General features: G+C 43.2%; 14 protein-coding genes. 9 read left to right on the top strand and 5 right to left on the bottom strand.

The window, feature by feature from the left end:
- Positions 1-214: 214 nt before the first annotated feature.
- The gene (locus R50345_RS10955; RefSeq protein WP_042126463.1) at positions 215-3,070 is read left to right on the top strand and encodes a glycosyl hydrolase 115 family protein; all 2,856 of its coding nucleotides are present in this window, start codon (positions 215-217) and stop codon (positions 3,068-3,070) included.
- A gap of 55 nt (positions 3,071-3,125) precedes the next feature.
- Here the strand turns inward: R50345_RS10955 and R50345_RS10960 are convergent, their stop codons facing one another.
- The 4 genes from R50345_RS10960 to R50345_RS10975 form a co-directional block, all read right to left on the bottom strand.
- A complete protein-coding gene (locus tag R50345_RS10960) occupies positions 3,126-3,905 on the bottom strand; it encodes an AraC family transcriptional regulator (RefSeq protein WP_042126465.1) in 780 nt (259 codons plus the stop codon).
- A gap of 93 nt (positions 3,906-3,998) precedes the next feature.
- Positions 3,999-4,619 carry a TetR/AcrR family transcriptional regulator gene (locus R50345_RS30260; RefSeq protein ID WP_052414560.1) on the bottom strand — a complete coding sequence of 207 codons (621 nt, stop codon included), beginning with the start codon at positions 4,617-4,619 and terminating at the stop codon, positions 3,999-4,001.
- 44 nt (positions 4,620-4,663) lie between these two features.
- The gene (locus tag R50345_RS10970) at positions 4,664-5,854 is read right to left on the bottom strand and encodes a pectin acetylesterase-family hydrolase (protein ID WP_052414561.1); all 1,191 of its coding nucleotides are present in this window, start codon (positions 5,852-5,854) and stop codon (positions 4,664-4,666) included.
- A 169-nt stretch (positions 5,855-6,023) separates the two neighbouring features.
- Positions 6,024-9,155, bottom strand: coding sequence for an alpha-mannosidase (locus R50345_RS10975; protein ID WP_042126469.1), 3,132 nt, complete (start codon positions 9,153-9,155; stop codon positions 6,024-6,026).
- Between the two features lie 248 nt (positions 9,156-9,403).
- Between R50345_RS10975 and R50345_RS10980 the strand changes: the two genes are divergently transcribed.
- From R50345_RS10980 to R50345_RS11015, 8 genes are all read left to right on the top strand, one after another.
- A complete protein-coding gene (locus R50345_RS10980) occupies positions 9,404-11,218 on the top strand; it encodes a sensor histidine kinase (protein ID WP_052414562.1) in 1,815 nt (604 codons plus the stop codon).
- The gene (locus R50345_RS10985) at positions 11,218-12,792 is read left to right on the top strand and encodes a response regulator transcription factor (RefSeq protein ID WP_042126474.1); all 1,575 of its coding nucleotides are present in this window, start codon (positions 11,218-11,220) and stop codon (positions 12,790-12,792) included. Before R50345_RS10980 ends, R50345_RS10985 begins: the two co-directional genes overlap by 1 nt.
- Positions 12,793-13,122: 330 nt before the next feature.
- A complete protein-coding gene (locus R50345_RS10990) occupies positions 13,123-14,004 on the top strand; it encodes an ABC transporter permease (protein WP_042132076.1) in 882 nt (293 codons plus the stop codon).
- Positions 14,005-14,022: 18 nt separating this feature from the next.
- A complete protein-coding gene (locus R50345_RS10995; RefSeq protein WP_042126475.1) occupies positions 14,023-14,946 on the top strand; it encodes a carbohydrate ABC transporter permease in 924 nt (307 codons plus the stop codon).
- Positions 14,947-15,031: 85 nt separating this feature from the next.
- On the top strand, positions 15,032-16,549 hold the full coding sequence (locus R50345_RS11000; RefSeq protein ID WP_042126477.1) for an ABC transporter substrate-binding protein: 1,518 nt from the start codon (positions 15,032-15,034) through the stop codon (positions 16,547-16,549).
- Between the two features lie 127 nt (positions 16,550-16,676).
- The gene (locus R50345_RS11005) at positions 16,677-17,996 is read left to right on the top strand and encodes a glycoside hydrolase family 125 protein (RefSeq protein WP_042126480.1); all 1,320 of its coding nucleotides are present in this window, start codon (positions 16,677-16,679) and stop codon (positions 17,994-17,996) included.
- Positions 17,993-21,142: a beta-galactosidase gene (locus R50345_RS11010; protein ID WP_042126482.1), complete on the top strand. Its 3,150-nt coding sequence runs from the start codon at positions 17,993-17,995 to the stop codon at positions 21,140-21,142. Before R50345_RS11005 ends, R50345_RS11010 begins: the two co-directional genes overlap by 4 nt.
- Before the next feature lie 45 nt (positions 21,143-21,187).
- Positions 21,188-23,941, top strand: coding sequence for an alpha-mannosidase (locus tag R50345_RS11015; protein ID WP_042126484.1), 2,754 nt, complete (start codon positions 21,188-21,190; stop codon positions 23,939-23,941).
- Between the two features lie 98 nt (positions 23,942-24,039).
- On the opposite strand, the gene R50345_RS11020 is transcribed toward R50345_RS11015, so the two are convergent.
- Positions 24,040-24,477: a MarR family transcriptional regulator gene (locus R50345_RS11020; RefSeq protein ID WP_197069803.1), complete on the bottom strand. Its 438-nt coding sequence runs from the start codon at positions 24,475-24,477 to the stop codon at positions 24,040-24,042.
- Positions 24,478-24,527: the final 50 nt, after the last annotated feature.

The raw sequence follows: 24,527 nt of genomic DNA on the forward strand, positions 1-24,527 counted from the left end.
TTCACTTATTATGGATGCGCTTGCAAATGAAATGATTGTGCTACAGGGAGATACCTGTTAACAGTAACACCAAATATCTAGATTGTTCAACCAATAAACAAAGTTTCGTTTAATAATTACAAAAACTTGCTAGTTTACACATGGAAGTTGAAATTGCTTACTTATATAATGTGCCTAGTCATACGAAAATAGGATGCTTAAGGGGAGAATAATCATGCCTACGCAGGAATTAAACCTTGTGAAGCAGGGCAAAGCTGCTAAGATTTACTTGGATCCCAAAGGGAAGGATTATGCCGGTTTGCGCCGCGTGGCTCAGTCTTTTGCAGCAGATGTTAAACAGGTAACGGAGGTAGAACCTGAGATATATACACAATTGCAGGAATTGGATGGAACCGTTATAATCGCTGGATCGATCGGCAGTAATGAGCTTATTGATCGTTTAATTGCGGAGGGAACAGTGGACGTGTCCGCCATTCAAGGGAAAAGGGAATGTTATAAAATTCAGGTAGTTGAAGAACCGACAGCAGGAGTGGACAAGGCGCTCGTCATTGTGGGGAGCGATAAACGCGGGACGATGTACGGGATCTATTCCATCTCTGAAAAAATTGGCGTTAGTCCGTGGGAATATTGGGCAGATGTTGTACCAGAGAAGAAAGCAACTTTGATCCTGTCCGATAACCAGCTACATATGATCTCCAAAGAACCTTCGGTTAAATACAGGGGGATTTTTTTGAATGACGACTGGCCGTCCTTGGGCTCTTGGGTAACTCAAAGATTTGGTGATTTTAATGAAGATTTCTATGACAAGGTGTTTGAACTAATTCTTCGATTAAAGGGGAATTATTTATGGCCAGCGATGTGGAGTGCCGAATTCAGCCTTAACGGTAAAAGCAATCCAATCGCCAACGCCCAGCATGCACAGGAATACGGCATTATAATGGGAACCTCCCATCATGAACCTTTATTTCGGGCAGGCAGTGAATGGCAGAAGGTATACAACCAATATGGAACAAGTAACCTATGGGATTTTGCCCGAAACAAACAGGCCATTACAGATTTCTGGGAAGATGGAATCAAACGGAATCGGGACTTTGACAATTTAATCACATTAGGGATGCGGGGAGAAAGTGATTCTGCGCTGGAGGGCTCCGACCAGGAGAATATTGACTTGCTGAAGGACATCATCCTTACGCAAAAAGACTTATTAAAGAAATATAATCTTGAGCACTCGCCCCAAATTCTAGCCGTATACAAGGAAGTGGAGAAGTATTGGTATGGCACTGCTGAGGTTAAAGGCTTAAAGGACTGGGAAGTCCTGAATGATGTTACGATCCTGCTGGCAGATGATAACTTTGGCAATCTCCGCAAAATCCCAACGGAACACGAACGCGATCGGAGTGCAGGGTGGGGGATGTATTATCATTTTGACTATCATGGTGGTCCGCATTCCTATGAATGGTTAAATACGATTCCGCTGGAAAAGGTATGGGAGCAAATGTGTATGGCATTCGACTATGGCATCCGTGATGTATGGATTGTGAACGTCGGGGATTTGAAGCCTATGGAATTGCCCATTTCTTACTTTATGGATTTGGCCTATGACTTTGAAGGTTGGGGTACCGGAGCGATTAATCGGACTGAGGAATATACCAAACGATGGGTAGAGCAGCAGTTCGGATATGCACTGGAACAAGAGACATGCCTGGGCATTGCGCAATTGCTGAGTGATTATACCCGAATGAACGGCCGCCGCAAGCCGGAGATTATTTATCCGTCAACCTTCAGTCCAATCCATTACAATGAGGCACAGACAGTTCTGGAACAGGCGATTAGGATGGAGAATGCCGCTGACCAATACCTTGCTCTTATTCCTGAATCATTAAAAGATGCGTACTACCAGCTTGTATATTTCCCTGCTGCTGCCTCAGCCAATGTGCTCAAAATGCAAATATATGCTGGGCTTAACGAGCTATATACTGGACGAGGCAGTGTATTGGCAAACACTTACGCTACTCTGACTCATGAAGCCATCAATAGGGATAAACATCTGGAGCAGTTTTATAATAACGAAATTTCAGAAGGAAAATGGCAAGGAATGATGAGTTCCCCTCATGTCGGGTATATTCACTGGAATGCAGAAGGGTGGAAATATCCAGAGGTGAGCACGTTGATTCCCGCTAAAGGCTCAATATTGATTGTTGATGTTGAAGGTACGGAGCAAGCGTATGTTGCGGGTACGGCAAAGCTACCGGTATTTACAAATCTGCAAAAAGAAAACTATTGCATTACTATCAGCAACGGTGGAGAAGCGGGCTTTGAATATCAGGCAAGAAGCAGTGTAGCTTGGGTCAAGCTTGAGAAAACATCGGGTTGGATCAAGGCTGGGGAGAGCTTACAGGTTTCTGTAGATTGGGAAAAGGTTCGCGAGACATCGAAGGGTGAAATTACGATCTCTGGTGCCGGGGGCACCGTTAAGGTGAATGTAGCTGTGGACTGGACTGACATTCAGGATATGCCAGCGATGACCTTTATCGAGGCGCATAATAGACTGGCAATTGAAGCGGAGCATACCTCAAGCCGTGTTGCACAATCAGGGGTGGAATGGAAGACCATTGCTAACTATGGGCGTTCTTTATCCTCGGTTAAAATGTTTCCAAATGCTGTATCGTTTGAACAACCGGAGTGTGCACCTTATCTGGAATATCGGGTTTTAGTACAGCAGGCTGCAGATTACAGCTTAACGGCGTACATTGCCCCAACGAACAACCTGTCACAGTCCAGTGGATTAAAATATGCGATAGGCTTCGATGCACAGACACCAGTGATTACGGATGCTCTACCTACGGATTTTGCGGGCGGCAATCATGATAATGAACCGTGGTGCCGCGCAGTTATGAATAATATCCATACCGTGACCACCATTCATGCTTTAACGAAGGGTATCCATACCCTCCGCTTTTACGGATTGGATGCGGGCCTGGTCCTGCAAAAGCTTGTGTTGTCCGCTGCGGAGCTGCCGTATTCCTATTTGGGCCCAGAGGAGAGCTTCTATACTAGGGGGACGCACTAATTCATAGTTAGAGCTAATTAAAGGGTTGAATCCCCGAATGGTTCAGGATCCTCCGTTATTTCAAGGCAGATGACGGAGGATAACCCTTGATATTTTTGAAAACATTACTGAAGTAGGCGACATCTTGATAACCACAATGCTCTGCTACTTCGGACACATTGAAGCCACCTGCGGACAGAATCATCTCGGCATTGTTCACCCGTACTTTATTTATGAATTCTTTATAGGTGGAACCGGTGTTTTGCTTGAACAGCTTGCCAAGATATACTGGGTTTAAGGCAACCAAATCAGCTAGTTCCTTGATCGTAACTTCCTCCGAATAATGATCCATAATATAGGTCATTACTTTTTGGATTCTCAGATCGATCAGAGGTGTCTCTTGATGGTGGGTTATGCTTAACAGACGATACACGATCAGTTGAAAAATGGCTCTGGCCTTCATTTTATAAAAAGGCTGTTTGCCCATCCATACATGCGAGAAATCTTTGATGTCCGCTAGGATCTCTTTAGTTCTCAAGTTTTTGGTTACGGTCTCAAAAGGGAGCCGCACATGATTGTCCTCCCCCTCCCAGAAGAAATTAAACGCAAAAGAACGCATGGGTGCCTCCTTAAAGGTCTGCGCTTCCCGAATACTTCCGGAAGGTGCATAGAGCATATCACCAGCTTCAACCGTAAATTTCTCCCCATTAATAAAATAGTTCGATTTCCCTTCCACAATGAAGGTAAGGTCATGGAAATCAATTTTGCTCCTCGTTATCTCCCAATCCGGGAAGGATCTGCGGTCGACGAACAAAAAAACATTTGGAACTAGATTCTCATATTTGCCAATGTCCATTTCAGCCATTGCTCCTTCCATTAACTAGAGCCGCACTAATACCGATTGGTATATTATACCGAAATGAAACCTATTACGAAAAGACTCTTTTAATCATCGGGAATGCCGTACGCCATGCATAATAAAATCCTTGAATTGTCGGTCCGTTGCCCGGTCTTCCTCCGTAACCACACCACCTCGCTGATGCGTAATAATAACAGCTTTTTGTAAATACATGAAATACAGGTGGGTGGATTTCTGTAGAATACCTAGCCACTTATTTTTTTCCTCGGGAGCCACTGCAGTTGTCTCAAGCAGTATAAGTCGTGAATACCAGCCTTCCATAGCCTTCTTAAAGTCAGGCAGCTCCGCAGGATTCTTAGAAAGGGTGCTGTAGTAAACTCCAAAAATGGCATCATAGTAAATCAGTGACTCCTGATGATCTCTCAGCGCCAAATATTTATCCAGAATGTTCTCAAGTGATTGTACCGGCTGTTCAAAATCAAAATCAAACAGCAGCTGTCCAAACATCCGCTCCAGGTTCTCAACATAAATTTGAGCAGCTAATTCTTCTTTGTCCTTATAATGATGATACAAAGTACGCCGGGAGACACCGGCTTGTTCCGCAATCTGAGCCATATCTGTGCGCTCAATACCTTGAGCACAGAACAAGCTCAGCGCTGCATCCTTAATGATCTCCCTCGTCATTTGCATCTGCTTTTCACGCAAATTCATTAATTTTCTCTCCTGCCTTGTGCGAGTATTTCGCTAATTCTGTGCTATTTCTGAGCTGGCTTCGAAGTCGTGAGGAACTTGCTGCCCACGGAATAGGGTTTCTGCTGTTTGACCGCATCACCGAGCCATTTTAGAAGCTTCACGCCATCCTGCTCAGCCTGAAAGAAGGTCTCTCTGGTGGCAAAAGTGTGCGGAGTTGTACCCGTCTTAGCGTTCAGCCCAAAGTCGGTCAGATAGTAATAATAATTAGGTAAAGTGGCAGCCAAAGAAGATACAGATTGGCGCATTTCCTGTGACCATTCATTAATAATGCGTTGATCTCTAGGCCCCGTGTAATCGTTGATGTTGTTCTGAAAGTGGATCAGAATCTCGTCAAATACCGAGTAGGATTGCAATATTACCGCATTCTCAGGCAGTAGATGACCGTTCGCTTTAAATGCTGCCCCGATGATATCCGCTTCGGGGGTATACCCAAAGTTCTTAACGAAGTCTGCCTGCCATTCCTTATTCACAACATTTGGCCACTTGTCTGATTTCAGGAAGGAACTGTCTGAATATTGGAAGAGCTCGGAGTCTTTGTAATGAGAGGCAATCTCCGGAGCCCAGAAGGCGGACCCGAATCCACCAGCGCTTTCGCCGGCAATCAGTAGTTTGTCGGGTTTATCTACGTTGGTATATATCCAATCAAGGCTGCTTCGCACATTATTGCTGCCGTTATAACGCATAGTAAAGGTGCTGCCGTCTTCTTTTTTATATTCAACTGTGCGGTTGCCGATATGGAAATCACCGGTCGAATAGGGAAGGTAGACCACATTCCAGCCATGAAAAGGATTGTCAGGGTTATCCGTATCCATCATGCCTCTCAGCAATGTCAGCATATAGAAGGGGATGTTCGGGAAATAGTTGCCCGTATCTCCACCTTTAATGAAGTTCATTAGCTTGATGGGGTGCGCGGCGCTTTGGGCATCCCAACTGGCCCCTCCCCCGGAAAAGAAGATGATCCAGTTATTAGTCTCCCCCTTTTTATTCCAGATAAAATACTCTGATCCATCACTTGAAATGACATTTCCGTCCAGCTTGACTTTATTCCACTGATAAGGCTTCACTTCCGTGATTACGGGGGTGGTGGTCACCGGTCTCTTGATCACAAAAGCGCTAATCGCAAGAATAGCAATCAAAGCAAGACTCAATAATCCAATGCCTGTGAATATCGTAATTTTCCCCATTCTTCTCATATACATCTCTCCCTTAATTGGAGTATACGCTACGTTAACTCATTGCGCAACGTGTATACTTAAAATGCGAAAGAAACAATCATACTCGAAAAACGGGGTGTCCTCGCAGCCTTTTATACATGGCTACAGGGACACCCCGATTTTGTATGTTACTTCATTTAATTAGGATCTACACTTCGATTTCAAATGTTCTAATTTCGTAAGGTTCAAGTACAAAGGTAATAACAGGTTCAGTATGAACCTCACCTTCAGGACGTTCCATTAGATTGCACTCTTGCCATGAAATAATGTTCAAGTCGCTCGTCATATCAATTTGCTGGCGGCTTCCGGAATAGTCGTGAACACGAACGATTAATTTGTGTCCATCCTCAGATTTCTTAAGGGCAGATACCATAACCGTATCCGTTGAAAGACGAATCATAGACTTAGCTTCCACTTCAGCTTGCCCCTTGGTGCTACGCAGTGGATTGTTGATGGACCAGGCTTGACGGACTGTGTCACCTTGTAGCCAATCACCAGTATGCGGCAGGATAGAATACATGAATGTGTGCTCGCCTTGATCCGCTTCAGGGTCAGGGTGCGTTGCCGATTTGATTAGGGATAAACGCATCACATTATCCTTGATGTCGTAGCCATATTTGCAGTCATTCAGCAAGCTAACGCCATAACCACGATCAGATAAATCTGCCCACTGGTGACCCACAGTCTCGAATCTAGCGTAATCCCAGCTAGTGTTCCAGTGTGTTGGACGCTTAACATTACCGAACTGGATATCATAAGTGGCTTCGGTAGCTCTTATCGCAACAGGGAAGGCTACTTTCATTAGCTGTTTTTTCTCATGCCAGTCTACGTTCGTCACGAAGTCGATACGACGATGCACAGCGTGTAAGATCATTTGCTGTTTAATCGTGGAATCCATATAGCTCCATGTGAATTGCACAATACAACGCAATGAACCATTTTCTATGACTTCAATGCTAGTGCAGTCGATCACTTCGCGCATTTTTTGCTGATAGTAGATGTCAATGTCCCAAGCTTCATGTGCTAATGGTTTATCCTCAAACACTTGGAACACGTTACCGTGACTTCCATTAGCTAATACTTGACGCTGTTCGTGTTTATCATAGATGGATGACAATTGACCTTGCTCGTTCCACGCTATTTCAAGGTGAGGCGTTGAAATTCCTGATTCATTCAGCTTGAATGGAGAGCTGGATGGCTCAGTAATTACATCTTCTACAAAGGAGATGGTGGTGTATCCGAGAGAAGGAATGTCGGACACTTCAATGATCCAACGGTCACCTTCACGCTGAGCTTTCAACGGTTTACCTTCTATGTTTATCCAATGTCCTGTTTCCATGCCAGGCTCTATAGTAATTTCTACGAGCTCAGTCAATTCCCAAGAAGCATTGTTCCAGATAGTATATTTACCGGCTTCACTTCCGTTCACTAGTGCCTTCGTAGATTGTTCCCATACAGATTGACCAATGGCTTCAGCTTGAGCATATTCAATCGTACTGTCTTCATACACTTCACGAATCGAAGAACCTGGAATAATATCATGGAATTGGTTCCGTAGAATAATTCTCCAGCCTTCATCTAGATCGGTCTGACGATAGTTCGACCAATCTTCAGACACTACACTTTGCAGTGCGTTTAGCCATTCCGCCTCGCGGTATAGCAGTTCAAGCTTGCGGTTCATCCGCTTATTGTAGGCTTGGCTAGTGTACGTGCCACGGTGATATTCTAAGTAAAGCTCGCCATCCCACACATGGACATAACGATCTGTATTTGCAACGGTGTCTTGCAGGTTACGGAAGTAATCTCCCGCTGTTCCTGTTTCAATCTTCGGAAGCCCTGGGAGGTCATTGAGTCTGCGGCGCATCTCTAGCATTTCACGGTTAACCCCGCCGCCGCCATCACCATATCCGTAAGAAAGTAACAGATTACGATTCACTTCTTTATCCCGGTACGTATCCCAAATGCCTTTTACAGTCTTAGGAATGATGCGGCCATTATAAGTATAGAACCAAGAATCTTCTTCAGACCAAGGCTCTGGCGTTGTAATGAAATGGGTTAATACTTCAGTGCCATCAATACCACGCCATTGGAAGGTATCATGTGGCATGCGGTTGTATTGATTCCAGCTAATTTTCGTGGTCATAAACGTATTGATTCCTGATTTTTTTAGAATTTGCGGCAAGGACCAGCTATAGCCAAATACGTCCGGCAACCATAAATAATCACATTCAACACCAAATTCATTACGTAAGAAGCGAGTACCATACAGCAATTGACGGACAAGAGACTCACCTGAGGTCAAGTTACAATCTGCCTCGAGCCACATGCCACCGCCAGCTTCCCAGCGTCCTTCAGCTACACGTTCACGAATCTTCTCATAGATTTCCGGATAATCATTCTTGATGTATTCATAAAGCTGAGGTTGAGTCTGTAAAAAAGTATAGTCCGGGAACATTTCCATCAGACGGAGTACGGTCGAGAAGGAACGCGCACATTTCTCACGGGTATGCTTCAATTGCCATAACCAAGCTACATCAATATGGGTATGACCAATACAGGTAACAGTAACTGGCGAAGACTTCTCCATTTTATTAATTTCATCACGCAAATAATTACGAGCTTCCTCGATGGAAGCGTAGAAGAGCTCTGAACCTGGACGAGACCAGTCAATCAGAAGAAACGAGCGGTCAACTGTACTTAGTAGCTGTGTATACTCTGGTGTTTTGGAATCAAGTACGTTCAGCGTCTCAACTACAGCAAGCGCGGTAAAATAGAAATCATCCGTTGCTTCGTCCAGCCAACAAATTTCAGCCATACGAATGCCATGGGTTTGATCTTTCTTTGGGCCGCCACCTTCTAGTCCAGACCATAACCGGAAGGTCAGTGGAAGCTTCGTACCTACCGTTTCATCTGGCAAAAACACTTCTGTATGATTGGAATCTACACCTTGATAGGGCTTGCCGTTGTAAAAGAACAGGGATTCAAAGCCGGAGTTGTTTCCAGCACCCGTCTCGCCAAAATCAAATCGACCCAGTACCCTGCGTCCTGCCCAAGAGGCGGGTACGTCTATCTGTGTCGTTAGCCATAAATACAAATCGCGGCCTTTCCAGGTATCGCCAACCTGTAGCTTAGACCATTCTCCATCCACAGGTGGTTCCGCCGCAATTTCACCTTGTTCGTCAATCATGGAATTGAAAAAAGGAATGTGTATTCGATCCCGGTAACGATATTCGGAAATCTCGTTTAGTTGGGAGTTGAGTTTACGTTTGGTTAGAAACATGAGTAATAGCCCTCCATAATCTTGATGGGGGACGAGGATGATAAGACTTATAGGGTGATTACAGGTTTGTTTGGGGGGTAGAAACCAACTATAGACGATTTTAAGCGATATGTAAACTCATGATAAAGAAAAAGGTTGCAAGGAGGAAAGATTTACATCTAAAAATGAATGCGCTCCCATTGCACAAAAAGAAAGGTGGTGTTAAGCTTCTAATCCTAAAGGTTAGATTTTGAAGGAAGGTGAATTTGTTGAATATAAAGAAATTTTATCAAAATCATTTACGGAAAAAACTGTTTAATAAAATTTTAGCTATATATTCATCCATCATCATTATTACGCTCATTGCCTCTTCCATTACCGTTTATAAATACTATGAACAGACGATCACGCGTCAACATGTTGATGCTAATCGAGAGGTATTGGATTACGTGAGTTTATATATGAATCAGCAGTACGAAGGGATCCAATTGGCCATTCAGCAAATTTATAGTGATGCTTCTGTAAGTGAGGATTTGTCCTACTTTTTGCAACATGATTATGGAGATTATCTCAAATATCGTTTAGATCAGTTTGCTGAAATTGGGAGCTTTGTACCCCATACGTTCGATACTTATTTCAAAACGTATTTGAATCAAAAAAGCGGCATTTCTGACGTTATCTTATATAGCACTGAAAAAGAATTTTATTATTTATATAAAAATAATACACGACAACTCTACAAGAGAGATATAGATATTTCTGAGCAAAAATCACCCTTACCCAAGAATGGTTGGATTTCGCATGAAAAAAAATTATTACTTAAGGAAATAAGGGAAGACAATAACAATTTGTATACGATGACCAGGGAACTTAAAGATCCGATTTCGTTGAAAACGATAGGTATGCTCATAATTGATTTTGACGCTGAACTTATTTCAAAATGGCTGGGTACGAAAGGCACCGAGAGTAATGGCCAAGTGTTAGTTCTAACACCAAGCGGAGACGTCATATATGATTCCTTAGGCAGGTATATGGGACAGCAGTATCCACATATCGCTGGTCTTTATTCAGACGGCTGGACGGCACTGGATGGCATATCCAAGGTTAACTTAAATACAACGAATAGCTCAGGTCTTATCGTAGCAGGAATCATTCAGAAGTCGCAGGTCAATAAAGAAATGCTTGTTGTACGAAATTGGATTATCGGGATTACGGCCGCATTAATTGTTGCGGCAATGGCGATTACATACGGAATCATTTTACGTTTCTCTAAAAAAGTGAAGATCATTGTCAAATCTATGAAGCGCTTACAGGAAGGCGACTTAAGCACACGGATTCACCTTAATCGGGAGGATGAATTGCAGCTCATTGCAAACAATTTTAACTATATGTGTGAGCGATTAGAGTTATATATTAATAAAGTTTACATTTCAGAAATTACGCAAAAAAATGCAGAGCTTGTGGCTCTCCAGTCGCAGATTAATCCGCATTTTTTATATAACACGCTTGAAGCTATAAGGATGCGGGCCATCTCGCAAGGTGCGAAGGACGTAGGTCAGATGATTTACATTTTATCGACATTATTCCGAACGATGATTAAGAAGAATATGGTTGTTACCATCGCGGATGAAATTGAATACTGCAATCTGTACCTTGAGTTGTTTCAGATTAGACATCAAGATAAGCTTCAAATCGAGTCGCGGATAAGTCCAGTGGCCATGAATTGTTCTATCGTTAAATTGCTCATCCAGCCGGTCATAGAAAATTATATTGTTCACGGATTCAGGCCCGAGCGTTTCGATAACCTAATACGGATTGAAGTTACTGAAGCAGACGGGGAAATTCAAATCGCTATCAGAGATAACGGAAACGGGATTATTCCAAGCAAGCTTATGGAACTACAACAAACGCTTCAAGTCAGTATGCGAATGGATGCACCACCGTCCTCGCTCGGACTATGTAATGTGAATGAGCGGATTAAACTTTATTACGGGACTGAATATGGGTTAACGATTGCTAGTGAACTAGGTGAAGGAACAACAGTCATCATGAATATACCAGTGGTAAGGGAGAGTACTAAATAATGCACAACATACTTATTGTGGATGATGAACCTCTTATTCTTGAAGGATTACGTTCAGTGATCGAATGGGAAGATTATGGACTTAGAATCGCAGGTCAAGCGGGTAATGGGGAAGAAGCTTTAGAATTTCTGCATCGGCATAACGAAGCCATAGACATATTAATTACAGATATTACGATGCCAAAGCTTACGGGTCTTGAGTTGATTCAACAAATCAAGTGTTTTGATTCAAAAATGAGATTTATTATCCTAAGCGGCTATGAGCAATTTGAGTATTTAAAAGCCGGAATGAGTCTAGGCATTGAGAATTATATTCTTAAACCCATTAATATAAAAGAATTGGAATCGACCATCGAACAAATTGTTGAAGTCCTCAATCAAGAGGATGTTGAACAATTTCATGCGAAGGAGGATCAGCAAGTTTTACGTAACAATATTCTAAATCGCTGGGTCACTGGAAATATAGATCGACAGGAGCTTATGCATCGTTCAAAAGTGTTGAATATTTCGCTGGACTGCTCTTTTTTTACGGTGGCTGCGATTCGGCTTATTACGGAGCATGAAGGGGAGGAGGGTCAGCATCAACTGCACCCTAATCAACTTGTGGAAGAATGTTATCGTATCGCTGTGCAGTCCGTATCTAAGCGAGGAACGGTTATTGTATTTATAGATATGGAAGGTGATCTTGTTCTTATTGTTGCGGAGTCAGCTGAAGATGAGAACAAAGAAGAGATGTATTGTATGCTGGAACAGATTCAATCTGAGATTATGCATGAATTAGGAAAGTCTGTCTGGATCACGATAGGAAGTAAGGAATATACGTTTCAAGAAGTGCCACAAAGCTATAACAAAGCGAAGAGTTTATATGTGGATCATCTGATGCTGCCGAGCTACCCGATTATAGATGTGGATAAACTATCGAAGATGATGTTACACGAGGAAAAGCTTGAAATTGATTATGAAGCCTTTACGAAATTGTTGTTATCTGGTGAACGTGAGGCGGCCAATCAATTTATCGCGGAAACCTTCGAAAAGCTATTTGGTTGTGGCATGATCACCCGCATGGATAATTACAACGTGGCGATTGAATTAATGTTGATCGCTAAGAAAATGGAGAAGAACTCTAATTTTAGTGCTGTATTTAATCCTTTACTACGTATCCATACCATTGAGCAGCTGCTTCATCATGTGCAGGAAAGTGTGAATGAAACGCTGGATCAATTATCGTTAGTGAGTGATGAACTAAGCCCGAATATGAGATATATGGTGGATCAAGTAAGCAAACATTATAGAGAAGAGCTATCTCTGAAGACGCTCAGTCAGCGAATGAATATGCATCCTACTTACTTGGGACAGCTATTTCAGAAGGAGATGGGGCGAAGCTTCTCTGATTATGTAAATCAATTCCGAATTGAAAAAGCAAGACAACTGCTGCTTCAAACTACACTATTAACCAATGAGATTGCAGCTGAAGTAGGGTATTTAGATCCAGCATATTTTTATCGCCAATTCAAAAAATCAGTAGGCATATCTCCAACCGAGCTTCGAAAGATGTATATAAAAGAAAAGTCGTAGCATAAAGGAAATGTTCCCGGGTATCACGTTCAAGTGTTGGGTTCACGAACGTTGGTCACGAGAATGTTTCCTTTTTTTTATGTTTAAATTATTAGGAATTTTAAGCCTCGGAATGGTCGTTTATCCTAGCGATCTTTAATTTTTACATATCATTCTGGAGTTTTTCAACTTTATGAAACCGCTTTTATAGCGCAGAATTAAAGATAGTTAAAGGGGCAAGGAAATAAGAACGAAAGGGAATTACGGGGATTGTTTGGGGATAGAGAAGGGGGATGTAGAATAGTGTCTGCATTTTTCAAAAGCTTAAATAAGGATAAAGTGCTGTGGTTTATGGTATTACCAGGGACAATATGGTTCCTAATCTTTTGTTACTTACCTATGTTTGGAACGATCATTGCCTTTAAGGATTTCAAGATTCACCGGGATGGATTTTTTGCAAGCGTTTTAAATAGTAAGTGGGTTGGACTTGAAAATTTCAATTTTCTGTTCTCAACAGAAGACGCCTATCTTATTACAAGAAATACGATTCTTTATAACTTGGCTTTGATCTCTCTCGGTCTTGTTCTTGCGGTGGGCATTGCGATCACCTTGAATGAACTTGTGAACAAACGGATGGCCAAAGCGTATCAAACGGCGATGTTTATGCCTTACTTCCTTTCTTGGGTTATTATTAGTTTCTTTACGTTCAGTTTCCTAAGTGTAGATAAAGGGATCTTGAACCAAGTGATTGTGTACTTCGGAGGCGATCCTGTTTCCTGGTATGGGGATACTCGCTTTTGGCCATATATCCTTATTTTCATGGGGATATGGAAATCTATCGGATATTCGAGTGTGGTTTACTTAGCAGCTATAGCGGGGATCGATAAGTCCTACTATGAAGCAGCTATGATTGATGGGGCTAGCAAATGGCAGCAAATTAAGTTTATTACGCTTCCTCTGCTTAAACCTTTAATGGTTACGCTTACTATTCTAGCGATTGGTGGTATTTTTAGATCGGACTTCGGGTTGTTCTATCAAATTCCTCGAGATTCCGGTGTTCTATACTCCGTAACGAATGTTATCGATACTTATATTTATCGAAGCATGAGTACGACAGGAAATCTAGGAATGAGTACAGCAGCTGGTTTATATCAATCGATCGTTGGATTTATCATGGTGCTTGTAACGAACTCCATTGTGAGAAAGATCAGCAAAGAAAACGCGATATTCTAGAAAGGAGTCATTGACGTTATGGAAGTATTTAAACGTAAGCATAAGGAAATCGACAACAACGCCATTACTCCTTTTTGGAATGTGGTACTCAATATTGTGATTGGAATCTTCGCCTTTACTTGTGTGTTTCCGTTCTTGTTTGTTATAGCTATTTCTTTTACGGATGAGAAAGTCCTTGCTTTAAATGGATTCAGCTTAATTCCAGAAAAATTTAGTTTGGCGGCGTATCAGTTTGTTTTTAACACAGGTGATCAGTTGTTTCGGTCCTTTGGTGTTACCTTAGTGGTTACTGTACTAGGTACGCTCATTAGTTTGTTTCTAATTACAACTTACGCCTATGTTCTTTCTCGAAGATCATTTCGCTATCGTAATTTCTTCAGCTTCTTTGCCTTCTTTACGATGTTATTCTCAGGCGGAATGGTTCCGAACTATATTGTGGCTACGCAGTTTTTACACTTGTACAACACGATTTGGGCTTTGATCTTACCAATCGCAATGAATGCATTCTTTATTCTAGTAATGCGGACCTTCTTCCAGACCACCGTACCTGATGCGCTAATTGAGGCAGCAAAAATAGACGGTTCAGGGGAGTTCCGGACATTCTTACAAATTGTACTTCCGATCTCTTTGCCGGGGATTGCAACGATTGGACTGTTCTGTACGCTGGGTTATTGGAATGATTGGTTTAATGCGCTGCTGTATATTGATGATGCGAGTCTTGTGCCGCTCCAAGCGATGCTGATGCGAATTCAGAATAATATGGAGTTTGTCATTCAGAACAGTATGCAGATGGGATCAAGCTTTGAGATTGCTGCGACCTTGCCGACAGAAACGGTTCGAATGGCGATGGTTGTACTGGCAACCTTGCCTATAGCACTAGCGTATCCGTTCTTCCAAAAGTATTTCGTACAAGGCTTAACCGTAGGTTCTTTGAAAGAGTAACACTACTAAGATGTATTTATTCGAGTCGCTAATATAGGAAACGATATAAATAAAAAGTAAATTAATCTAAAGGGGGAAAATAGAAATGAAAGCGAAAAAAAGTTTAACGCTCGCTCTTGTAGGAACAATGCTTTTGTCTGGCCTTCTTGCTGGATGTGGTTCGAATAATAATACAAATGCTGCTAAAGAAACAAACAATTCAGCGGCAGCGGGGAATTCAGCAGGGAATTCATCGGAATTAAAGCCGTATGAGCTGAAGATGTATTTAATTGGTGGACCTCAAAAGGATCTGGATCTTGTATTAAAAGAGGTTAACAAATATACCAAAGAAAAAATTAATGCGACGTTGAACATTACGATGTTCGATTGGGGTGATTACGATAAGAAGATGCAGGTCATCACCGCTTCTGGTGAGCCTTATGATATTGCCTTTACTTCTTCTTGGACAAATGATTTCCGCCGTAACGCAGCGAACGGTACCTTCTTGGGACTGAATGATCTGCTAGATAAGTATGGAAAGGAAACGAAAGAAGTTTTGGACCCGCGTTTCTTAGAAGGAACTAAGATTAAAGGTGAAATCTATGGTGTGCCTGTAAATAAGGAGCTTGGACAGCAATGGGTATGGCGCTTCAATAAAAAATATGTTGATAAATACAACATGGACATTTCTAATATTCGTACATTGGATGATCTAGAGCCGCTTCTTAAAACGATTAAAGAGAATGAGCCTGCGGATATTACACCGCTAGCTGTTCCTAAAGGCTTTAAACCATTTATGCCATTTGACTATGTACTAGGTGATGAACTACCTATCGGGGTCTACATGGATTCCACAGATGGCAAGGTTGTTAATATTCTGGAGACACCAGAACTTGCAACATCGTTAGATACGATGCGTAGACTTTACACAGCAGGTTACTTACGCCCAGACGTTGCAACACTTGAAGGTATCGATAACATTAAGACCGGTAAATGGTTTGCCGATCGCGAAATTACACAGCCTTATGCAGAAAAAGGTTGGTCTCGTTCAGCAGGTTATGAAATTGTAACTTCGCCTATGCATGAGCCTTATGTGTATACACAGTCCGCCGCAGGTTCGATGCACGCGATTTCCGTAACCTCAGGTGATCCTGAACGGGCTATGATGTTCTTGAATCTTTTGAACACAGATAAGTACTTACGCAATTTGCTCAACTATGGTATTGAAGGCACTCATTATAAGAAAATCTCCGACAATGTCATTGAAGATCTGCCAGCTATGCAAGATAGCTATGCTATGCCAGGCTTCACGCTTGGAAATATGTTACTGACTTATCTGCATGCTGATGACCCTGCTGATAAATGGGATGCTTTTAAGAAGTTTAATGATTCGTCTAAAGAAGCTCCTACCTTCGGTTTTGCATTTGATCCTACACCTGTAAAAACAGAAGTAGCGGCCATCAACAACGTAACTAAAGAATTTATGCCAGCTCTATACACAGGTTCTGTTGATCCTAAAACATATCTGCCAAAAGCAACCAAGAAATTTAAAGAAGCTGGACTGGAAAAAGTCATTGCAGAAGTTCAAAAGCAGCTTGATGAGTGGAACCAGACAAAGAAATAAGGCTTTAAACTTTACAACACGCCTACGATTAATCACTAAAGGATAGCACAAATAGGATTAGTGGAGACGGGCAGCTATGCTGCCCGTCTCTCTATCTATACTCATTTTTATCAAGAGGAGTGAGGATATGGAACAATTCAGACTGCCAGCCATCTCTATGCCGAAGCTGCCACTGCCACAAGCGATTCAAGAAGTATTAAATGAAGCAGAGGAGAAATTAGCTCATCGGCCTAAACTATTACAGCTCTTCAAGAACTGCTTCCCGAATACACTTGAGACAACGACTAAACTCATGGATGATGGAACAACATTCATCATTACTGGTGATATCCCTGCTTCTTGGTTGCGTGACTCTGTGGAACAGGTTATGCACTACGTGCCATTTGCGAAGAATGATCCAGATCTTCAACGTATCATTAGCGGTCTAATTAAACGTCATATTCAGTATATACATATTGATCCGTATGCTAATGCGTTTAATGAAACAGCGAATGACTGGCATTGGAGCACTAGCGATATTACGGAAATGTCCCCTTGGGTGTGGGAACGTAAATTCGAGATCGATTCGCTCTGTTTTTCCATGCGTCTGGCTTATGCCTATTGGAAAGAAACGGGGAAGGCTGATATCTTCGACGCTGGATTTAAGGAAGCAATGGTCAAAATATACAACTTATTTAGAACAGAGCAACGCCATGCTGAATTATCTCCTTACCGCTTTATGCGTAATAACGGGATACCTGAAGATACGTTACGCAACAACGGCCTTGGTATGCCTGTTAATTATACGGGTATGGTCTGGTCCGGGTTCCGATCAAGCGATGATGCGTGCGACTTCCATTACAATATCCCGGGGAATATGTTCGCCGTTGTTGCCTTACGTCATATGCAGGAATTCGCAGAATGGGTATTCCGTGATCTTGAATTTCTAAAAGAGCTTAAAGCATTAGAAGCGGACATTGATCATGGAATCAAGCTATATGGTATTTATCGTCATCCGAAATTTGGACCTATCTACGCCTATGAAACCGACGGCTACGGCAACTACTGCTTGATGGATGATGCGGGAACACCGGGACTCATGTCGATTCCTTATCTCGGCTATGTTACGGCAGAGGATGAGATTTATCAGAATACACGCCGATTTGCACTGAGCCAGGAGAATCCTTTTTACTTTGAAGGAACAGCAGCGAAAGGGATTGGCAGTCCACATACTCCGAAAGATTATATCTGGCATATGGCATTGTCTATGCAAGGTTTGACGGCTTCCACGAAGGAAGAGAAGCTGGAGATGCTTACGATGCTAGAGGCAACGGATGCGGGGACTGGTTTTATGCATGAAGGATTTCATGTCGATGACCCGAATATATTCACTAGAAAATGGTTCGCTTGGTCCAATAGTCTATTCTCACAACTAGTCTATAAATCGATGAAGGAAGGACTACTATGAGCAGGCCTGTAATTATATTCTATGATTCTGATTTTCCAATTTCGAATTCGATTCCTAGCGATGCGATTGTATCCATGCGTGAGTTCGGTACGATCGTGAATGCGAATCAGCTTGCAGCAACGCTTAAGGAAACCGAAGGCGGATGTTTCATTAATCTGCATGCACCCTATTTTCCAAAAGCGGCATGGATAGACATTCATGGATATTTGCAAAGAGGTGGTGGGCTGATCAGCATTGGAGGTGCCCCCTTCAAACAACCCGTTCGCTGGCAAAATGAACAATGGCATGTGGAAGCGGAGCAGACCTCTTATCATCAAGAGCTATATATTCATGAGGCATTACGTGTTGAGTGTTCTCGCAATCAATCCTTGCTAGCATCGGATGTTATTCCTCTGCTTAAGGGTCAAGAAGCTCTTTTTCTAGCGAGTGCAGAGACATGGAACCTTGTGCCACATACGACGAAGACAAGTGATTTACCCCATCAAATGGGATCAGCAGGGCCAATGAGCACAAGGATTTACCCGCTTTTGAAGGGAATTACACATGAGGGTCGGGAAACTGCTGCTCCAGTAGTTCTTTGGGAGAATACGATTGGTTTATTTGCAGGCTCACGCTGGCTGTTCGTAAATACGGCTGCAACGGATTCTTTATGGAAGGACGAAGGGCTGTCCGCGATATCCAAGTGGGCTCTGTTCTGCTGCAAGGGTGTTACGGAGATGTGGATTAAGCCCAATTACGCATCTTATGAGTCTGGCGAACGTGCTTCTCTGACACTTCAGATTCAGCAGCTTGAGAGGGCAAAACCTTCAATAAGTAATGAAGAGACATGGAATTTTACAATTCATGTTGAGCATGAATCAGATTCGTCATTACACTGGTCTCAGGAATTAGAGTTGAAGGCTAATGCTGAGCTTAACATCGTTCGGGTGCCTATTCCTCTGGAAATTAGGAGTGGTCTGTTCCAAGTAGTCTGCGAATCGGAAGCCAGTGATGGTGAGGTCCGCATTCTACGTCAAGGGTTCTGGGGGCATGCCCCTGAACTTCTGGCAGCAGGTGGACCGATAACAAGTGGAAGAGATTATTTCATAAAAGATGGGCGTCCGCTACCTGTTGTGGGGATGACTTATATGACGAGTGATGTGGCACGGAAATTTCTATTTCTGCCGAACGTTGGGGTATGGGATCGCGATATGGGTCAAATGAGGAAGGCAGGGATTAACTGGATCCGAACAGGAATCTGGACTGCTTATCGTAATGTGATGCAAGATGACGGTCATGTTTCAGAAGAGGTACTGCGAGCGATAGATGCCTTTATCATGACAGCGAAGAAGCATGATCTGCAGGTAACCTTTACGTTCTTCTCCTTCACACCGGAAACATGGGGAGGGGTAAATCCTTATTTGGACCCACAAAGTGTAGAAGCACAGAAGCGGTTCATTCGTTCTATTGTATCTCGTCATAAAGCGTCTTCGAATGTAGATTGGGATCTTATTAATGAACCGTCAATGTTTGATCCGGCACGTATTTTCTCGGAGGGTCCGAGTGCATGTCATGATCGTTTTGAGCAACAAGCTTTTGTAGAATGGCTTCAACATAGACATGGTGAAATCGAAGTGCTACAGGAACGCTGGAATATGACACCTGCACAGCTTCCGAACTTTGCATCGGCAAGGCTGCCAGAAGCAAAAGAGATAAACTTCGATGTGCAGGATATGCACAGCGCTAAAAGAGGGACGCGTTGGCTTGATTATTGCTTGTTCTCCATGGATATGCATAACCGGTGGGTGAAGCAGTTATATGACACCATTAAGGAGCAATGTCCAGATCAGATGGTTACGGTTGGGCAGGATGAAGGGCTAGGAGCGCAGCGTCCTTCACCGTTTTTCTATGAAGAAGCGGTAGATTACACCACTGTACATTCCTGGTGGTTTAATGATTATCTGGTGTGGGATGGCATCTTTGCCAAGACGCCTAATAAGCCAAACTTAATTCAAGAGACTGGCGTCATGTATGTAGAAACTCCTGATGGACGAGCCAAACGTTCAGAGCTAGAGCTGCGAAATATTCTTGAACGCAAATATGCCTATGCGTTTGGAACTGCTGGTGCGGGGGCCATACATTGGATCTGGAATACCAACTTCTATATGGATAATGCGAATGAGTCCCATATTGGGGCATTAAGAGCAGATGGAACCGAAAAACCAGAGGCGGATGTCTCCTATGATTTTGGAAAGTTTATAGAAGGCATTCGTGACGTATTTGGAGATAGGAAGCTGGAAGAGATTGCTGTGGTGTATCCGTATTCGAATGATTTCTCTAACCGGAAGCTGGCTTTCGCTGCTACAACAGAGCTTACCCGAATTCTTTCGTATGATCTAAAGATGCCTTTTAGAGGGGCTTCTGAATACCAGCTAGATGATTTGGAGAACCATCCTGCGAGGCTTATTATGCTGCCAAGCGCACATAACTTCGATGATGCAGCGATGGAAAGGTTGTTGCACATCGTTGAAGATACAGGTGCGGTATTACTTGTTACTGGCCCACTTGGTATTGATGCTTATTGGCATTCTTCAGAGCGCTTGAACGATATTCTTGGCAAGCGTGAATTGCGTAATGTGCGCCGTGAAGAAGTGCTTAACCTTCAAGGTCAAGAACTACCTGTCTCCTTCGGTCACCGCCGGATTGCTGAATTATCGAAGGAAATAATGATTCATGAATCTGCTGGAAGCGGAAGTTCAATTATAGATTCGGTCATTAACATTCCGCTTGGTAAGGGACGGCTCATCTGGAGCCCAGTCCCAGTTGAAATGAGCAGTCGAAGTGAAACTACATCCGCACTGTACCGCTACGCATTGAATGCTGCTCATGTGGAATGTGATTTTGAATGGATTAACGGAGGAGACTTAGCGGGTATTTATGGACGGAAATTGAGCTTTGATAAGGGGGCTCTCTTCACCTTCGTGTCGGAATATGCGCAGGATGCGAAGATCGAGGTGAAAGATTTAGTTACTGGCCGGACCTACACATTCCTGTTGGAACAGGAACGTTCTGTCCTCTTCGCTACGGATACTAAAGGTGATCTGCTAGGCGTGTATCGCCAGCAGGAAGTTGAGATTCATGTATCTTATCCGTATCTACTGCATTAAGTATCTTAGTAGAGAGAATGTATTGCATATAAGGAGGTCTTCACCTTGAAAAGTTCAGATCAATCTATTAAACCTCAGACAGCCCATATCATTTCACATACTCACTGGGACCGGGAATGGTATCTTCCATATGAAAAGCATCATGTACGCCTTGTTAAATTGGTCGATGAATTGCTGGATCGATTGGATGAGGATGGTGAATTTAAAAGTTTTTATCTTGACGGGCAGACGATTATTCTGGAAGATTACCTCCAAGTTCGTCCTGAGAATCAAGAGCGTCTACAGAAACATATAACGGAAGGCCGTCTTCTGATCGGGCCTTGGTATATTCTGCAAGATGCTTTCCTTACGAGCGGAGAAGCAAATGTACGTAATATGCAGATTGGTCATCAGGACTCGAAGCGTTACGGTGAACCTTCTAAGATCGGTTATTTTCCGGACACCTTTGGTCTAGTTGGCCAGACTCCACAATTAATGAAGCAATCGGGCATCAATAATGCCTTTTTTGGAAGAGGGGTAAAGCCGACTGGTTTCAACAATACAGTATCGGACGGAGGATATGAATCTTCCTTCTCCGAGCTGATATGGGAAGGTCCAGATGGCTCGAAAGTGCTTGGAATTCTATTTGCGAATTGGTATTCGAACGGAAACGAAGTGCCAGTGAATGAAGCAGAGGCAAAAGAGTTCTGGGAGAAGAAGTTAGCAGATGCACGGAAATTCGCCTCTACTGGCGAGCTGCTATTCATGAACGGCTGCGATCATCAACCAGCTCAACTGAATTTGCCGGAGGCTATCGAAACTGCGAAGCGGCTCTATCCAGATATGGAGTTTATCCATTCGAACTTTCCTGATTACCTTAAAGCTGTTGAGAATGTCATGGATCACAACAAATTGTCGACCGTAAAGGGAGAACTGCGGAGCCAACATACGGATGGATGGGGGACGTTAGTGAATACCGCGTCTGCTCGCGTCTATTTGAAACAGATGAATCAGGAAGGGCAAGTCTTGCTTGAAAAGGTGGCCGAGCCACTCGCTTCATTCGCACATGTATTGGGCAAAGCTTACCCTCATCATCTGTTCACTTATGCTTGGAAGACGCTAATGCAGAATCATCCTCACGACAGCATTTGTGGCTGCAGCGTGGATGAGGTACACCGAGAAATGGTAACCCGGTTTGATAAAAGCCGTCATGTAGCAGAGACCATTGTTGAGGATAGTAAGCGCATGATCGCTGAAGCCGTGGATACGACCGGTTTTGCAGCCTATGGAGAAGAAGTGCTTCCTTTAGTAGTCATGAATATGACAGGTTGGAGTCGTACGGGTACAGTGAGCGTAGAAATTGATGCGGCACGTCTGTATTTGCGAGAGGGTTTCACTCTAGAAGAAACGGCCAGCCGTATGAAGGATATTGACTTAAACGGTCGTGAATTAGTAGACGATCAAGGGAATCCTATTGCATGCCAGATGAAGGATTTAGGTCTTCAGTTTGGCTATGATTTGCCTGACGATAAGTTCCGCCAGCCCTATATGTGTCGCCGAGTAAGACTTACCTTTGAGGCCGCACAAGTTCCGGCACTGGGTCTTCGTGCATATGCGTGGGTTCGCCGTGCAAACGCAGAGTTGCCTATAGCTCCTGAATCTTTGCTTCAAGGGGATCGGGTGCTGGAGAATGAGGCCGTCAAAGTAGTGATCCATGATAATGGTTCGTTTACGCTGAGTGATAAAGCCAGTGGCATGAACTACCGGGATCTTGGTGTATATGAGAACACAGGTGATATCGGGAATGAATACATGTATAAACAACCAGAGGGTGAACAAGCTTTAACGACCAAGGGGCTACAGGCGAACATTTGCGTTCTCGAAAATACACCTTATCGAGCATCTGTGGAAATTAAGCATGACTGGGAGATCCCAGCCTCAGCAGATGAGAAGCTGGATGAGGAACAGCGTGCTCTTGTGTACTACCCAGAACGGAAAGCGCAGCGCAGTAGTGACACAGTCATTCTTAAACTTCGTACCGTAATTAGTCTGGAGCGGGGCGGGAAGGGGCTGCATATCGAAACGACGATAGATAATAAGGCTAAGGACCACCGGATCCGTGCGTTATTTCCGACAGATTTGAACACCGCCACACATCAAGTGGATTCGATGTTCGAGGTTGCGGAGCGGAATATTGAGCCAGCTGCAGAATGGATGAATCCGAGTAACACGCAGCATCAGCAGGCCTTTGTTGATATCAGTAATGAAAAAGCTGGTCTAACCGTCGCTAACTTTGGATTAAATGAATATGAAGTGCTAAGAGACGGTCGTAACACCATTGCGATTACACTACTCCGTAGCGTGGGTGAATTGGGAGACTGGGGTTTGTTCCCAACTCCAGAAGCGCAGTGTCTCGGAGAGCATGTAGTACGTATGGAGCTCATCCCACACACAGGAGATGGTATAACCTCTGGTGCTTTTGCTGAAGCTTATCAATTCCAGATTCCTTGGGTCGTATGTCAGACTGATGTACATGAAGGACCGATTGCTCCGGTGTATACTCCATTCGAATGGGAGAGTCAGGAGCTCGCATTTTCCTCTCTGAAAATGAACGAGCAGACTGGAGACCTACTGCTTCGCTGGTACAACATGAGTCAGCAGAGTACCGATCTGACCATCCGTACAACGATTCCGCAGCAGTATTTCTATAAGACGACAATTCTAGAAGAGAAGAGCGAGCCACTCTCCAATAAGGATAAGGGGAGTGTGTCCTTACCAATTGGTCCATGTGAAATTGTAACGATGGGTATTCGGAGATAGAGTTAACTTGTTTTTTCGTATAATCTAAAAAAAAGGACGATATCCAGAGAGTCGAATGACTTTTGAATATCGTCCTTTTTAAGTTTTAAATTTGAGCTTCAAGAAGTAGATTTACTTCGCGTTGATGAACTGAGACGATCAATCTGCTCTTCTAAAACGTTGCTTGCTTTACCTAAAAATTGCGAAATAAGTGCAAGTTCTTCATCCGTATAGGAAGCAGCCAATTTGACCATAGCGGTATGAAGCGGCTGATAGGTGTCAATAACATCCTCTTTATTTTCATACAACGGAACAATAATCACTTTACGCCGATCATTAGGATCATTTTGTCTGCGAACATAGCCGTTTTTTTCGAGTCGATCTATTAATGCTGTAACGCTGCCTGTGGCTAGTCCAGTTAATTTGGACAGTTCTCCAGCAGTGATAGGTCCCTTTTCACGCAAAATATCCACGGATAAGAAATCATTATTGTATAACCCTAGAGAGGCGGCTACGTTCTGCTGATATACGACCGTTCGGGTACCCAGGCCACGCATGAGTAAGGTGAATTGTTCTTGCTCTGGTGTAGGTTGAGCTTGTTCTTGGC

Origin of the sequence: Paenibacillus sp. FSL R5-0345 (assembly GCF_000758585.1) — a bacterium.
GTDB lineage: Bacteria > Bacillota > Bacilli > Paenibacillales > Paenibacillaceae > Paenibacillus_AQ.